Origin of the sequence: Alkalicoccobacillus murimartini (genome assembly GCF_030813245.1) — a bacterium.
GTDB lineage: Bacteria > Bacillota > Bacilli > Bacillales > Bacillaceae_D > Alkalicoccobacillus > Alkalicoccobacillus murimartini.
The window spans coordinates 532,434-545,914 of sequence record NZ_JAUSUA010000002.1; the positions used below are offsets into that span (position 1 = coordinate 532,434).

General features: G+C 40.9%; 13 protein-coding genes. 1 reads left to right on the forward strand and 12 read right to left on the reverse strand.

The genetic code is table 11. The features are described 5' to 3' along the window. Positions 1-271: 271 nt before the first annotated feature. The 8 genes from J2S05_RS09155 to J2S05_RS09190 form a co-directional block, all read right to left on the reverse strand. Positions 272-910, reverse strand: a complete 639-nt coding sequence (locus J2S05_RS09155; RefSeq protein ID WP_306982038.1) for a thymidine kinase — start codon at positions 908-910, stop codon at positions 272-274. 131 nt (positions 911-1,041) lie between these two features. Next, the gene (locus J2S05_RS09160; protein WP_306982040.1) at positions 1,042-1,284 is read right to left on the reverse strand and encodes a type B 50S ribosomal protein L31; all 243 of its coding nucleotides are present in this window, start codon (positions 1,282-1,284) and stop codon (positions 1,042-1,044) included. A 100-nt stretch (positions 1,285-1,384) separates the two neighbouring features. Beyond that, on the reverse strand, positions 1,385-2,671 hold the full coding sequence (gene rho / locus J2S05_RS09165) for a transcription termination factor Rho (protein ID WP_306982042.1): 1,287 nt from the start codon (positions 2,669-2,671) through the stop codon (positions 1,385-1,387). A gap of 343 nt (positions 2,672-3,014) precedes the next feature. Continuing rightward, the gene (gene glpX / locus J2S05_RS09170; protein ID WP_306982044.1) at positions 3,015-3,980 is read right to left on the reverse strand and encodes a class II fructose-bisphosphatase; all 966 of its coding nucleotides are present in this window, start codon (positions 3,978-3,980) and stop codon (positions 3,015-3,017) included. 31 nt (positions 3,981-4,011) lie between these two features. Continuing rightward, positions 4,012-5,295 (reverse strand): UDP-N-acetylglucosamine 1-carboxyvinyltransferase, encoded by a 1,284-nt coding sequence (locus J2S05_RS09175; protein ID WP_306982045.1) that lies wholly within the window; start codon positions 5,293-5,295, stop codon positions 4,012-4,014. Between the two features lie 155 nt (positions 5,296-5,450). Then, on the reverse strand, positions 5,451-6,095 hold the full coding sequence (fsa, locus tag J2S05_RS09180; protein WP_306982047.1) for a fructose-6-phosphate aldolase: 645 nt from the start codon (positions 6,093-6,095) through the stop codon (positions 5,451-5,453). A gap of 108 nt (positions 6,096-6,203) precedes the next feature. Further along, a complete protein-coding gene (gene fba, locus J2S05_RS09185; protein ID WP_306982049.1) occupies positions 6,204-7,070 on the reverse strand; it encodes a class II fructose-1,6-bisphosphate aldolase in 867 nt (288 codons plus the stop codon). Positions 7,071-7,347: 277 nt separating this feature from the next. Continuing rightward, a complete protein-coding gene (locus J2S05_RS09190; RefSeq protein WP_306982050.1) occupies positions 7,348-7,701 on the reverse strand; it encodes a response regulator in 354 nt (117 codons plus the stop codon). 183 nt (positions 7,702-7,884) lie between these two features. Here J2S05_RS09190 and J2S05_RS09195 point away from each other — a divergent pair, with 183 nt between their 5' ends. After that, positions 7,885-8,409, forward strand: coding sequence for a DUF2529 family protein (locus J2S05_RS09195; RefSeq protein ID WP_306982053.1), 525 nt, complete (start codon positions 7,885-7,887; stop codon positions 8,407-8,409). Between the two features lie 309 nt (positions 8,410-8,718). On the opposite strand, the gene J2S05_RS09200 is transcribed toward J2S05_RS09195, so the two are convergent. The 4 genes from J2S05_RS09200 to J2S05_RS09215 all read right to left on the reverse strand — a co-directional run bounded on the left by J2S05_RS09200 (position 8,719) and on the right by J2S05_RS09215 (position 13,385). Further along, the gene (locus tag J2S05_RS09200) at positions 8,719-9,603 is read right to left on the reverse strand and encodes a nuclease-related domain-containing protein (protein ID WP_306982056.1); all 885 of its coding nucleotides are present in this window, start codon (positions 9,601-9,603) and stop codon (positions 8,719-8,721) included. Positions 9,604-10,289: 686 nt separating this feature from the next. Then, positions 10,290-11,891 (reverse strand): CTP synthase, encoded by a 1,602-nt coding sequence (locus tag J2S05_RS09205; protein WP_306982058.1) that lies wholly within the window; start codon positions 11,889-11,891, stop codon positions 10,290-10,292. Between the two features lie 219 nt (positions 11,892-12,110). Next, positions 12,111-12,647 (reverse strand): DNA-directed RNA polymerase subunit delta, encoded by a 537-nt coding sequence (gene rpoE / locus J2S05_RS09210; protein ID WP_370873623.1) that lies wholly within the window; start codon positions 12,645-12,647, stop codon positions 12,111-12,113. Between the two features lie 123 nt (positions 12,648-12,770). Then, positions 12,771-13,385, reverse strand: a complete 615-nt coding sequence (locus J2S05_RS09215; RefSeq protein WP_306982062.1) for a TetR/AcrR family transcriptional regulator — start codon at positions 13,383-13,385, stop codon at positions 12,771-12,773. Positions 13,386-13,481 lie beyond the last annotated feature (96 nt).

Genomic DNA, 13,481 nt, shown 5'->3' on the forward strand with positions numbered 1-13,481 from the left:
CTGTTTTTTAGTTGTTTTGTTCTTCTTCCATAATCCCACCGTCTTGATATCACCCTCACATCTCTTAGTAAAATCGTCTTCCCTCTTACTAAAGCGTTCTAGCTCTTGATAGAAATGATTCCGGCTTGGTCACGAGGTAAAACCTCTGAATAATATGTTCCATCTCTTGCTAAATCCCTTCCAGCCTTGGTGTTCCCTCTAACCTTCTTGCCTCTTATCCTTTAACCACAAAAAAGCCCAGGCTCTTAGGCACTGGGCATGTCATCTTCATTTATTTAGCGTTTGTTTCCTCTAACTCGGGTTGTTTTTGCTCATGCATAAGAAAACGCGAGGGTTCATCTGGTACACTGTGGCAGTGACGGCATCGGGGTTCATAGGATTCTGATGCTCCAACAAGAATGATTGGGTCATTGTAGGATGCTGGTTCGCCATTGATAAGTCGTTGCGTTCGGCTGGCTGATCCAGAACAGCTTGCGCATACAGCTTGAAGCTTAGTTACTTGTTCCGCAACGGCCATAAGTTTCATCGTGGGACCAAAGGGCTCGCCTCTAAAATCCAGATCCAGTCCAGCACAGATCACTCGAATGCCTTGGTCTGCAAGCTGTCCAGCTGCATTAATAATATCTGTATCAAAGAATTGAACCTCGTCAATAGCTACAACTACTGTATCTTTGTCCACGGACTCCAGAAGTTCAGAGGATGTAGAAACTGGCTCAGCCCACACTTTGTTGCCATTATGAGAGACGACTTCTTCTACACTGTAGCGATTATCAAGCAACGGCTTAAATACTTGGGCTTTCAATTTGCCGAAGCCGACTCGACGAACACGGCGAATGAGTTCTTCAGATTTTCCTGAGAACATCCCACCACAGATCACTTCAATTCGACCTTCATGATTATAATTACTCATTTGAACCCACCTTACTTTGGTCTTTTATGATACGATATCGCACTTCTTGATGTATGTATAGGGTTTGTCTTATGTTGAATGCTATGTATAGACAGAAAAAAAGCAGGCAAGAGACCTGCCCGCTATATTTCTTATAGGTTGTATTTCTTTTTGAAACGGTCAACACGGCCGCCAACATCGTTAAGCTTCTGCTTACCAGTGTAGAACGGGTGTGAATCAGAGCTGATCTCAACTTTAAGAAGTGGGTATGTGTTACCATCTTCCCATTCAGTTGTTTCAGCAGATCCTCTTGTAGAACCACTCAAAAATTTGAAGCCAGTACTTGTGTCTAAAAAGACAACCTTTTGGTAATTAGGATGGATATCCTGTTTCATAATCTTTCATCTCCTTTTGCCCTGAATCTCTTCGAAACAGAGTTGATCGCACACGGTTGAATTATAACAAGTCCTCATGATAAATGCAAGATCGTTTTTGTTATGATTTAGAGCTTACAGGTCTTTTTCGAACACCCTTCATATCTTGATCTAAGGCGTCAAAGAACTCCGTATTTGTTTTTGTATCTTTCACTCGTTTGATAAATTGGTCAACATACTCAGGTGAATCATTCATTGTTTTGCGAATGGTCCAAAGCTTATCTAGCTGAGATTTCTCAATAAGTAGTTCTTCTTTACGTGTACCAGAACGACGAATATCGATAGACGGGAAGATACGACGTTCAGAAAGCTTACGATCAAGGTGAAGCTCCATGTTCCCTGTCCCCTTAAATTCTTCGTAGATAACGTCATCCATACGTGAACCTGTTTCCACTAAGGCTGTAGCTAAAATCGTTAAGCTGCCACCTTCTTCAATGTTACGTGCTGCCCCAAAAAATCGTTTCGGACGGTGGAATGCAGCTGGATCAATCCCCCCAGAAAGCGTACGCCCGCTTGGTGGCAAGTGAAGGTTGTAAGCTCTGGCCAGACGGGTAATACTGTCCATAAGAATGACTACATCTTTTTTGTGCTCAACTAGACGCATCGCACGCTCTAAGACTAGCTCAGCTACTTTAATATGATTCTCCGGCAACTCGTCAAACGTTGAACTAACCACTTCTCCTTTTACAGAGCGTTCAATATCTGTTACTTCCTCAGGTCGCTCATCAATTAATAGGACCATTAATTCAACATCTGGATGGTTATCAGCGATACTATTCGCTACTTCTTTCATTAATGAAGTCTTACCCGCTTTTGGAGGTGCAACAATTAAACCACGCTGTCCAAACCCAATAGGAGAGATAATATCTATAATACGGGAGGATACTCTGCCTGGCTTTGACTCAAGCTCAATTTTCACTTCAGGATAAAGAGGTGTTAAGGCCGGGAAATACGGACGATCTTTTGATGTTTCAGGAGCTTTCCCATTAACAGCTTCAACGTGTAGGAGTCCATGATATCGTTCGTTTTCTTTTGGTGGACGAACTTTACCCGAAACCTTATCTCCCTTACGTAGATCAAAACGACGGATCTGGGAAGCTGAGATATAGATGTCCTCGACACTTGGTGTATAGCTTATTGGACGAAGAAAACCAAAACCTTCATTCGGAACAATATCTAATACACCTTCCATAAACATCAAGCCATCCTTCTCAGCCTGACCTTTTAAAATGGAAAAGATTAATTCTCTTTTTGTTAGTTTACTATAGTAAGAAACTTTATATTCTTTCGCAAGCTCATAGAGCTCTTTTAGCTTTAGCTTTTCAAGTTCAGCAATGTGAACACTCATTCTTACACCACGTTTCTATTAAATTTCAGAATCATTTTATTCTTTGAAAGCGCTATTTCATTTTGACTCGAATCATTTCTTTTGTTATAAAGCAACACAAAATAGACCACAGCTATTCAATTGTTTTTAGGGAAATTTCAACATGTACCACTTTCGTTACTTTGGGAGTATGTGTACGTTTTCTCTTATTATTAAATAGGAGGATTCGTGGAGAAATGATTCTGTGAATCAGTATGATAGCGAGAGTATATATTATTCTATTCTACCCTAAAACATAGAGGATATTCAATACCTTCATAAAAAAATAGAGAGATCTCCTCGGAAGAGACCCCTCATTTTTGCATTAACGGATAACTAGATCTGGTTTCTTTTTCATACTATGCGTTCCATCAACAAAACGAATCGTTCCTGATTTAGCTCTCATAACGATCGATTGTGTATCAGCATTCTTCCCTTTATAACGGACACCGCGTAATAACTCACCATCAGTTACTCCCGTTGCAGCAAAGATACAATCATCTCCGCCAACAAGGTCATCCATCATAAATACTTTATTTACTTCTTTGATTCCCATCTTGTGGCAACGTTCGATCTCAGCATCATTTTGCGGAAGCAGCCGCCCTTGAAGTTCGCCTCCCAAGCATTTTAGACCAGCTGCGGCAATAACACCCTCTGGCGCTCCACCTGATCCAAGCATAATATCTACACCTGTGTCTCCAAATGCTGTATTAATAGCTGCTGCTACATCACCATCAGATAATAATTTGATTCGAGCTCCCGTTGCTCTAATTTCTTGAATCATTTTTTGATGGCGTTCGCGGTTTAGAATCGTTACAACTAGATCCTCTATGTCCTTGTTCTTAGCTTTTGCCACTGCACGAAGATTATCAATAACCGGCGCATCAATGTCAACAAGACCTACAGACTCAGGGCCTACCGCAATTTTTTCCATGTACATATCAGGGGCATTAAGAAGCTGTCCATTGTCGGCAACTGCTAATACAGCAAGTGCGTTCCATTGGCCATAAGCTACAATGTTTGTTCCTTCAAGCGGATCAACGGCGATATCTACACGTGGACCAAAACCATTTCCGAGCTTTTCTCCAATGTAGAGCATTGGTGCTTCGTCCATTTCTCCTTCACCAATAACAACAGTACCTTTCATTGGAATGGTGTCAAAAACGTCACGCATCGCTTCAGTAGCCGCACGATCAGCCTCTTCTTTATTCCCTCGTCCCATCCAGCGTCCAGATGCAAGAGCTGCAGCTTCAGTTACCCGAACAAGCTCCATTGATAAACTTCTTTCCATGGTAAAACCCCTTCCGAAATGTACATATTTATTAGCTTTTAACTTGTTCTCGTTCTTCTTCTGACATTTGTTCACGCCAAATCCGTGCCCCAAGTCCAACTAATTTCTCTTCTAAATTCTCATATCCTCGATCCACATGCTCTAATCCAGAAAGCTCTGTAACCCCGTCTGCCATTAAGCCTGCAATGAGCAAAGCAGCGCCAGCACGTAGATCACTTGCTCTTACCTTTGCTCCTTGTAAAGAGGAAGCACCATTAATAATTGCTGATCTTCCTTCAACCTTCACATCGGCTCCCATTCTACGAAGCTCGTCAATATGCTTAAATCTGGCATTGTAGATAGTGTCAGTTACAATACTTGTCCCTTTTGCCTGGGTAAGCAATGTTGAAAAAGGCTGTTGCAAATCAGTAGGAAATCCCGGGTAAACAAGCGTTTTAATATCCACATTTGTTTTCGGTTTATGATTTGAAATTAAGACTTGGTCGTCTCTTTCTTCTACAGAAACGCCCATTTCTCTTAATTTAGCAATGAGTGACTCCACATGATAAGGAATAATGTTATCAACCAATACTTTTTGGCCAATCGCAGCAGCTAATATCATATAGGTACCTGCTTCAATACGATCAGGAATAATCGTATGTCTACACCCATGTAAAGACTCGACTCCATCAATACGAATCACATTAGTTCCTGCACCTTTAATCTTTGCACCCATGTTTGTTAGGAGTGTGGCTACATCAATAATTTCTGGCTCTTTTGCTGCATTTTCAATAACGGTTTGCCCTTTAGCAAGCACAGCCGCTAGCATAATATTAATGGTTGCTCCAACACTAACCACATCTAAATAAATTCTCGCACCTTTTAATTCATCAGCACGCAAATAAATGGCCCCCTGCTCATTCGTTACTCGAGCGCCCAGTGCTTCAAAGCCTTTTATATGTTGATCAATCGGACGTGGTCCTAAGTTACAACCCCCAGGAAGTCCTATGACTGCTTTCTTAAACTTACCAAGCATAGCACCCATCAAATAATACGAAGCACGCAATTGTTTCACTCGACCATTTGGAAGTGGCATTGAAAACATGTTTTCCGGGTGAATCGTCATCTCGTGATCACTTAATTCAACATCTCCACCAATTTCTTTTAAGAGTTCAGACAAAAGCTCTACGTCAGAAATTGACGGTAAATTATCTATTGTTACCGGACTATCAGCCAAAATGGCTGCCGGTATCAGTGCAACTGCACTATTTTTAGCGCCACCTATTTGTACGGTTCCTTCAAGAGGATACCCGCCTTCAATCATTAATTTATCCATGATCGCATCCCTTCTTTCATCGTTCCATCCTTCTAACCAGTATAGCCAGTTTCATCCTCATTCTAACAGTTGACAATGACATAAACTGGGCAGAAGGACGGACCAGATTCGCTTATGCAAAAAAAAGCTTAGCGGTCCGCCATCTACATTTGAAATTAGTTATTACGATTTTCCCAGTCTGCAAGGAACTTTTCAATACCTTGATCAGTTAATGGATGTTTTGTTAGTTGCTTAATCACATTAAGAGGAATTGTTGCGATGTGTGCACCTCTGATTGCTGCCTCAGTTACATGTACTGGGTGGCGGACAGATGCTGCAATAATTTGTGTTGGTAGCTTGTGAGTCTCAAAAATAGCGGCAATCTGATCAACTAGATCTAATCCATCATGTCCAATATCATCAAGTCTTCCAAGGAATGGAGACACATACGTTGCTCCTGCACGAGCTGCTAGCAGCGCTTGTACAGCAGAGAAGATAAGCGTTACATTTGTTTTAATTCCTAGCTCAGAAAAAGCATGTACAGCTTTTAAGCCATCTGGTGTCATTGGAACTTTCACCGTGATATTCGGCGCAATGGCAGCCAACTCTTTTCCTTCATTAATCATCGTTTCAGCATCTAATGCAATAACCTCGGCACTTACAGATTCAGATACTAGATCCGTAATCTCACGTAAACGATCGTGGAAATCCACACCTTCTTTGGCAACAAGCGAAGGGTTCGTTGTTACTCCAGATAGAATGCCTAACTCTTTCGCTTCACGAATCTCACTAATATTAGCTGTATCAATAAAGAATTTCATCTCTATCACATCACTTTCTAACATAGATTAAGTTCACAATTATCACAAAGTATAAAATAAAATCGATAAAAGCAGTTCCAAAAGAACTGCTTTTATCATTGTACTATATTAAGCCTTGTTCGAAGAGCCAAACTCTCTCATCTTACCAATAACTGTTTCTTTAATTGCGTCTCTTGCTGGTCCAAGATATTTACGCGGATCGTATTCATTTGGTTTAGCAGCAAGTACTTCACGTACTGCTTTAGCAGAAGAGATTTGACTCTCAGTGTTTACATTAATTTTAGCATGACCAAATTCAATGGCTTTCTTAATGTCTTTTGTTGGGATTCCAGTACCACCGTGAAGTACTAGTGGAATACCACCAACTAGACCGTTGATTGTTTTCATGTGATCGAAACCAAGGTTTGGTTCGCCTTTGTATGGACCATGAACAGAACCAAGTGCAGGCGCAAAGCAATCTACATTCGTTGCTTCTACAAGCTCTTTACACTCTTCAGGAATCGCATAAGCTGCTTCTGCATCATCTACGATTAAATCATCTTCTTGTCCACCAATACGTCCAAGCTCTGCCTCAACAGATACTCCAACTGCATGAGCCATCTCAACAACACGTTTCGTGATTGCGATGTTCTCTTCAAGTGGATGATGTGATCCATCAATCATGACAGATGTAAATCCAGCACGAATTGCTTTTGCACAACTTTCAAGACTTGAACCGTGATCAAGGTGAATTGCTACTGGAGCTTCTACTCCGTACTCTTCAATAAGTGCTTCAACCAATGTTACGATGGTTTTGAATCCACCCATATAACGAGCTGCCCCTTCAGAAACACCAAGAATTACAGGAGAGTTCTCCTCTTTGGCTGCTTGAAGAATAGCTTGTGTAAACTCAAGATTGTTCAGGTTAAACTGTCCTACAGCGTAACCTTCCGCTTTTGCTTTTTTCAACATGTCTGTCATTGATACTAAAGGCATAATGATCCTCCTAATATATATTGCAGATTTTCTTACATACGAGCGTCAAAACCCACCGCGTGCTATAAAGTAAGTCTCATCTCGCACCTAACTATGCGCCCTGACGAGATGCGTAAACATGTCTCACTATGTATGACTGGAACAAACCAGTGCGTGCTTCGGTTTCATTTCGGGTTCGTTTGAACGTGTCCATTATAGCATATTATGAGTTAAATACATCATTTTTACGCAGTGGATTACACGTTTTTATTAAAAATAAATGGTACCGGATGAAATTTTATAGATTTTCTCTAATGACTTGTCTAACATCATCAATATCAAAAGGCTTAGAGAAATAATTTACAGCCCCTAAACGAATGGCTTCATTAATTAAATTTAACTCACCATATGCTGTCATCATAATGACTTTCATATCTGGATGAGTCAATTTTATTCTCCTGAGAATCTCCAATCCATCCATACCTGGGATCTTCATATCCAACAGAATTAAATGAGGGTTCTCTTTTCCAACAATTTCAATCGCTTGAACACCGTTAGCTGCCTGAAATACTTCATATCCGTCTTTCTGTAAAATCTCATTGAGAAGCACACGTATACCATATTGGTCATCAACCACAAGTAATTTCTTCAATTAAGTCCCCCCTTATGCGCTAATCATTCTTTCGATCCAATGCACTAGTTTCGGTGTGCTATGTAAGGAATCCTGCTTTTGTTTGCAGATTGTTAAATTTAATCGAAAAATGTTATCAAAGCAAGAAACAATGAAGTTTGGTACAATAACAAAACAATTCACAAATGCTGAAAGGAGCCCTTTATGCTTCGAATATTCACGACACAATTGACCGGCTCAACAAGAGCTTTATTAGAAAAACAAGAAGAAGAAATTGAAGACGCAGCAAGACTTTTGGCTCAAGCCCTCACATCAGACGGCACAGTGTACATCGCAGCTTTCGGAGAAATGAAATCCATAGAAGCTGAGGCACTGTACGGAAAAGATGCATTTCCACAGATGGCTACCTTTCATGAACTGGATTCACTAACAGAACAAGATCGAGTCATTATCACCACACGTCATTCAGGTGATCCCGACGCCGTTCAACTCGCCACACAACTATCTAAACAACACGTTCCGATTCTCTCTATTACTACTGTAACAGATGACGAAGGTGATTCGCTTGTAAATCTGAGCGATGTTCTCATAAATATCAATGCACACAATGGACTTGTCCCTACAGATGATGGCTCACGCATTGGCTACCCAGCCTCTATACTCGGTTTGCACGCGTATTTCTGTCTTTACTTAACAGTGAAAGATATTTTGATGGAGATGGATGAGTGATTTTTGAGCATGGATCAAGGGGAGGCGCGCATTTTTTCTTATTTTTGAGCGTTTTGGCCTTGTTTTCGCGCATTCTCAGCTTTTTTGAGCATGGATCAGGGATTTGCGCGCATTCCTTCTCATTTTTGAGCATTCTAGCTCTGGTTTCGCGCATTCTCAGCTTTTTTGAGCATAGATCAGGGATTGCGCGCGTTCCTTCTCATTTTTGAGCATTCTAGCTCTGATTTCGCGCATTCTCAGCTTTTTTGAGCATGGATCAAGCCTATCTTCTGAGTTCCAGATTCCATAATGATTGCGCGTAAGGAGGATTTAGCCATTTCCTTGCATTTGATTTCGTTCTTTCAGCATTCTATACGTGGTGTGTCGAGATTGAAGTTGGAGGAAGTCTCTGCATGCTCTATTGGTGAGAGGTTCATCGAATAATATGGAGAAATCATCTAATGCTTGAAGGTGTGCTGTTTTAGAGTAATTCAAACAACGGGAGCAGTACCAACTGCCATTTTTTTGTTGGCGACTCATAAGTGGATGCGAGCATGACGGGCAATATACACCTTTTCTTATATCCGATCGATCTATTTCGTAGGTTTGGAAAATGGAGGTCAAATCTGGAGAGTCTGCCTGACATAGTTGTTTTGCAATCGATTGAATTTGATTGAATGTGAGGTGAGTTTTGATGGGGTTTCCTTGGAGAAGTTCTAGTTTCTCTGAAATAAATTCTGCACGTATAACGGAGTGAATAATTGATTTGTTTTCTGTCTCTATAATAGTGGATGGGTGAGCGAAAACTACGATTGATTTCACAGGCAGACCTGGAAATCCCTGATCAGTTAGAAAATTTTCTAGTTGAATGCGTTGCCGACGAACTTGAGTGAGCGGATTAGGGAGACTCTCAACACCATTTTGAGTCTTACGTAGCATTTGCTTAGTCGATTCATCAAAAATAATACTCCCCGATAGATTCTTCACTTCAATAATTCCAATAAACTGCGGACATAACACAACGGTGTCCATTTGAAAAAAGGTTTGGTTTATTCCTCGGATACGCAAATCATGTAGAAGTGTAAAATCATCATTTAGAAATTGAAAATGATAATCCATCGATCTCTCACCCTGATAGCCAAGCTCTCGATTAGTAAGGTCTTGATATACTTTTTGATAAGCACTGTGTTTGGGATTAAGCCTTTGATGCAGCACACGGAGTTGACTCAGCCTACGTGGTAAAACTCGCCTTTTATAAATAAATATGAATCTCCACCTCCTAATTAGTATCCAAGTACTTTCAATATCCCAAGTCGAATATCCTTCTAGATCAGGATAAATTTAAAATTAATGATGGAAGGTTTGATAATGTTACATTGATGTACCTTGTAGCTTTTTTCGCGCACCTCTCTTTCCATTTTGAGCATTTTCATGCTTTTTGCTCACTCCCTCCCTCTTTCCGCGCACCTCCCCTCTCTTTTTGAGCATTCTCAAGCTTTTTGCGCACTCACTGCCTTTTTTCGCGCACCTCCCCTCTCTTTTTGAGCATTCTCAAACTTTTTGCGCACTCACTGCCTTTTTTCGCGCACCTTTCCTCTCTTTTTGAGCATTCTCAAGTTTAATACGCACTCCCGCCTTTTTTCCGCGCACCTCCCCTCTCTTTTTGAGCATTCTCAAGTTTTTTGCGCACTCAGGCACTCTTTCCGCGCACCTCACCTCTTTTTTTGAGCATTCTCAAAACTTTCTGCGCACTCACGCCCTTTTTTCGCGCACTCCCGCCTTCTTTTTGAGCATTCTCAAACTTCCTGCCCACTCCCGCCCTTTTCCCCCGCACCTCACGTCCCTCCCCCTCCAAAACCACAAAAAAAAGCGCAGGTCGCTCCTACGCTTTTTTGTATGCATTATTTATTTAGTGAGGCTTTGATAAAGTCTTTGAATAGTGGTTGTGGTCGTGTTGGTCTTGATACGAATTCTGGGTGGAACTGTGATGCGACAAAGTATGGGTGGTCAGCCAGTTCGACGATTTCTACGAGGCGTCCGTCTGGGCTTGTACCGGAGAAGATGAATCCTTCTGCTTCCATTTGTGCACGGTATTCGTTGTTAAATTCATAACGGTGACGGTGTCTTTCGTAGATCACCTGTTCATTATTGTATGCTGCTTTTGCTACGCTACCGTCTTGTAGTTTGCAGGCATATAAGCCAAGGCGAAGGGTTCCACCTAAGTCTTCTACGTCTTTTTGTTCTGGTAGAAGGTCAATGATTGGATAAGGTGTTGATGGGTCAAGCTCTGCTGAGTTTGCTCCTTTTAGGTTCAACACGTTACGTGCATATTCTACTGAAGCTAGTTGCATACCTAGGCAGATACCAAGGAATGGAACGTTATTTTCTCTTGCATAGCGAATCGCGCTGATTTTCCCTTCGATTCCACGGTCTCCGAATCCACCTGGAACCAGTACACCGTCTACGTCTTTTAGCATTTCTGCAGCGTTTTCTTCGGTTACTTCTTCTGCATTAATCCAGTCAATTTTGATATCTGCATCATATGCGTAACCAGCGTGGCGCAAAGCTTCTGCTACAGAAAGATAGGCATCTGGAAGTGAAACGTATTTACCAACAAGGCCAATACGGATCGTCTGATTTAGGTTACGAACTCGTTCAACAAGCTCTTCCCATTCCGTCATATCGGCTTGTTTGGTTTCAAGCTTCAAGTGGTCACAGACAATATCATCCAGCTTTTGTTTTTGAAGGGCTAATGTTACTTGATACAGTACATCAGCATCTTCTGCTTCAATGACTGCTTCTTTGCGAATGTCACAGAAAAGCGCAATTTTTTCTTTCATTTCGTGAGGAACCGGACGTTCTGTACGAACAACAATCACGTTTGGTTGGATACCTAGTGAACGAAGCTCTTTCACGCTATGTTGAGTTGGTTTTGATTTCATTTCACCTGCTGCTGCAAGGTATGGAATCAATGTACAATGAACATACATCACATTCTCAAAACCGACATCACTTTTGATCTGACGAATTGCTTCTAGGAACGGTAAGCTTTCGATATCTCCAACTGTTCCGCCAATCTCTGTAATGACGATATCTGCATTTGTTTCTCTTCCAGCTCGGAATACGCGCTCTTTAATTTCATTCGTAACATGAGGGATCACTTGCACAGTACCGCCAAGATAGTCGCCACGACGCTCTTTCTTAAGAACGGTTGAGTAGATTTTTCCTGTTGTTACGTTACTATTTTGACTTAAATTGATATCAATAAAACGCTCGTAGTGTCCAAGGTCCAAGTCTGTTTCAGCACCATCATCTGTTACGAAAACTTCACCGTGCTGATACGGACTCATTGTTCCTGGGTCCACGTTAATGTATGGATCAAATTTTTGAATCGTTACACTCAAACCTCTGTTCTTTAGAAGTCTGCCTAGTGAAGCTGCTGTGATTCCTTTACCAAGTGATGAAACGACACCGCCTGTAACGAAAATGTACTTTGTTGCCATGCTTGATCTCTCCTTTTTGTTGATCACCTGGGTGGCCACCAATGACATCATTGCTCTTTAAATCTAGATACAAAACAAAAAAAAACAAAAGCGGCGGACTCCCTCTATAACAGGGGGCACACGCTTTTGTTTCCATTACATCTATGTCAGTTCATTATACTATTTCTTAAGCCCAAGGATGATTCTACATAGAAAATGTGGATAAGTCAAGTCCTTGTCTTAGCGATCTTCTTCGTCTTCAGAATCAAAGGCTTCATCTTCGTCATCGTCTTCTTCGTCGTCATCATCATCAAATCCATCAAGGTCTTTCTCTTCAAAATCTTCTTCAGAAGCATCCTCTTCATTTGAAATCTCATCAAGCTCGTCAGCAAGATCTTCAAACTCATCCTCTTCAGAGTCATCTAGTTCGCTATCGTCTACTAGATCTAGATCATCATCATCTTGAGACGCTTTTTTCTTTTTCTTTTTTGGAGTAGCAGCCGGAACTGGCTCTTCAATTTGGTCAATTGGATACCAGGCTTTAATGCCCCAACGGTTCTCACCCATCGTAATAAAACGGCCATCTGTATTTAGGTCTGTGTACAAAAAGGAAATACTGTTCTTCACATCCTGTTTGCTCATTCCTTTAATTTTGGCAATTTCATCAACTAGAGCATAGTATTCGATTGGTTGATTTTTATTTTGCATTAACTCAAAAGCAATCTCTATCATGGACATTTCTTGGATTTCATCAGCAGTGTAATTATTAAATTTCAAACCGGGCACGCCCTTTCAGCATTATCTATACGATTTATATCGTCTATGAATCATTTTGAGATCATCTTTTTCATTATAAACATATTTTCATAAAATATGCTAGAGCTTCCTTAGTGAGCGTGCTTATCGATTTTTAATTAAGTTCTTAATCTGTAATGTTATGTATTCTTCTAAGGTGAAATCTCTTCTAAGTGCCCATCTGCGAAAGGTCCACATTTGACCGGCAACTAGCAGATTGTGGGTAAAGAGTTTGCTTTCTTTATCTGTGAGGGTAAAAACAGCTTCCTTCTGGCAGTCGGCTACAATCTCTTCCATCATCGCTACCATCTCTGTTTCCTTTTTTAATACGTATGGAAGTGTTTCTTTTGGAAGAGACTTTGTTTCCTGATACATGACCAATACTTCATCTTGCATGGAATCAATGACTAGGAAATACGCACGAATCGCTGCTTCTAGGCGATCAATAGCTGGGCCCGTTGTATGTAATTGCTTCTTCAGGCGTTCCGTTACTTCGTCATAGATCGAATCACAGACTAAGTAAAGCACATCTTCCTTTGTCCCAATATATTCATAGAGTGTTCCAATACTAAATCCTGATTCTTTTGCTATTTCTCTTGTTGTTGTTCGATGGAAGCCTTTTTCGATAAATAGTCGAACGGCTCCTTTAATAATCTGCTCACGACGTTTACGAATGAGCTGCTGATCTTTTACTAGTGATGGAACAGACTTCTTCTCCATAAGGCAACAGACTCCCTCTCACCTATTTGTCCTTATTCTACCATGAGAGTTCCTAAAAATTCAAAATTGCACCTCATGAATGATTAACATACTGGG

Excerpts from the sequence above, each read along its gene's own strand:
- J2S05_RS09175 (WP_306982045.1), bottom strand. The coding sequence starts at position 5,295 with ATGGATAAATTAATGATTGAAGGCGGGTATCCTCTTGAAGGAACCGTA.
- rho (WP_306982042.1), bottom strand. The coding sequence starts at position 2,671 with ATGAGTGTTCACATTGCTGAACTTGAAAAGCTAAAGCTAAAAGAGCTC.
- J2S05_RS09155 (WP_306982038.1), bottom strand. The coding sequence starts at position 910 with ATGAGTAATTATAATCATGAAGGTCGAATTGAAGTGATCTGTGGTGGG.
- J2S05_RS09195 (WP_306982053.1), top strand. The coding sequence starts at position 7,885 with ATGCTTCGAATATTCACGACACAATTGACCGGCTCAACAAGAGCTTTA.
- glpX (WP_306982044.1), bottom strand. The coding sequence starts at position 3,980 with ATGGAAAGAAGTTTATCAATGGAGCTTGTTCGGGTAACTGAAGCTGCA.
- fsa (WP_306982047.1), bottom strand. The coding sequence starts at position 6,095 with ATGAAATTCTTTATTGATACAGCTAATATTAGTGAGATTCGTGAAGCG.
- J2S05_RS09205 (WP_306982058.1), bottom strand. The coding sequence starts at position 11,891 with ATGGCAACAAAGTACATTTTCGTTACAGGCGGTGTCGTTTCATCACTT.
- J2S05_RS09215 (WP_306982062.1), bottom strand. The coding sequence starts at position 13,385 with ATGGAGAAGAAGTCTGTTCCATCACTAGTAAAAGATCAGCAGCTCATT.
- fba (WP_306982049.1), bottom strand. The coding sequence starts at position 7,070 with ATGCCTTTAGTATCAATGACAGACATGTTGAAAAAAGCAAAAGCGGAA.
- J2S05_RS09160 (WP_306982040.1), bottom strand. The coding sequence starts at position 1,284 with ATGAAACAGGATATCCATCCTAATTACCAAAAGGTTGTCTTTTTAGAC.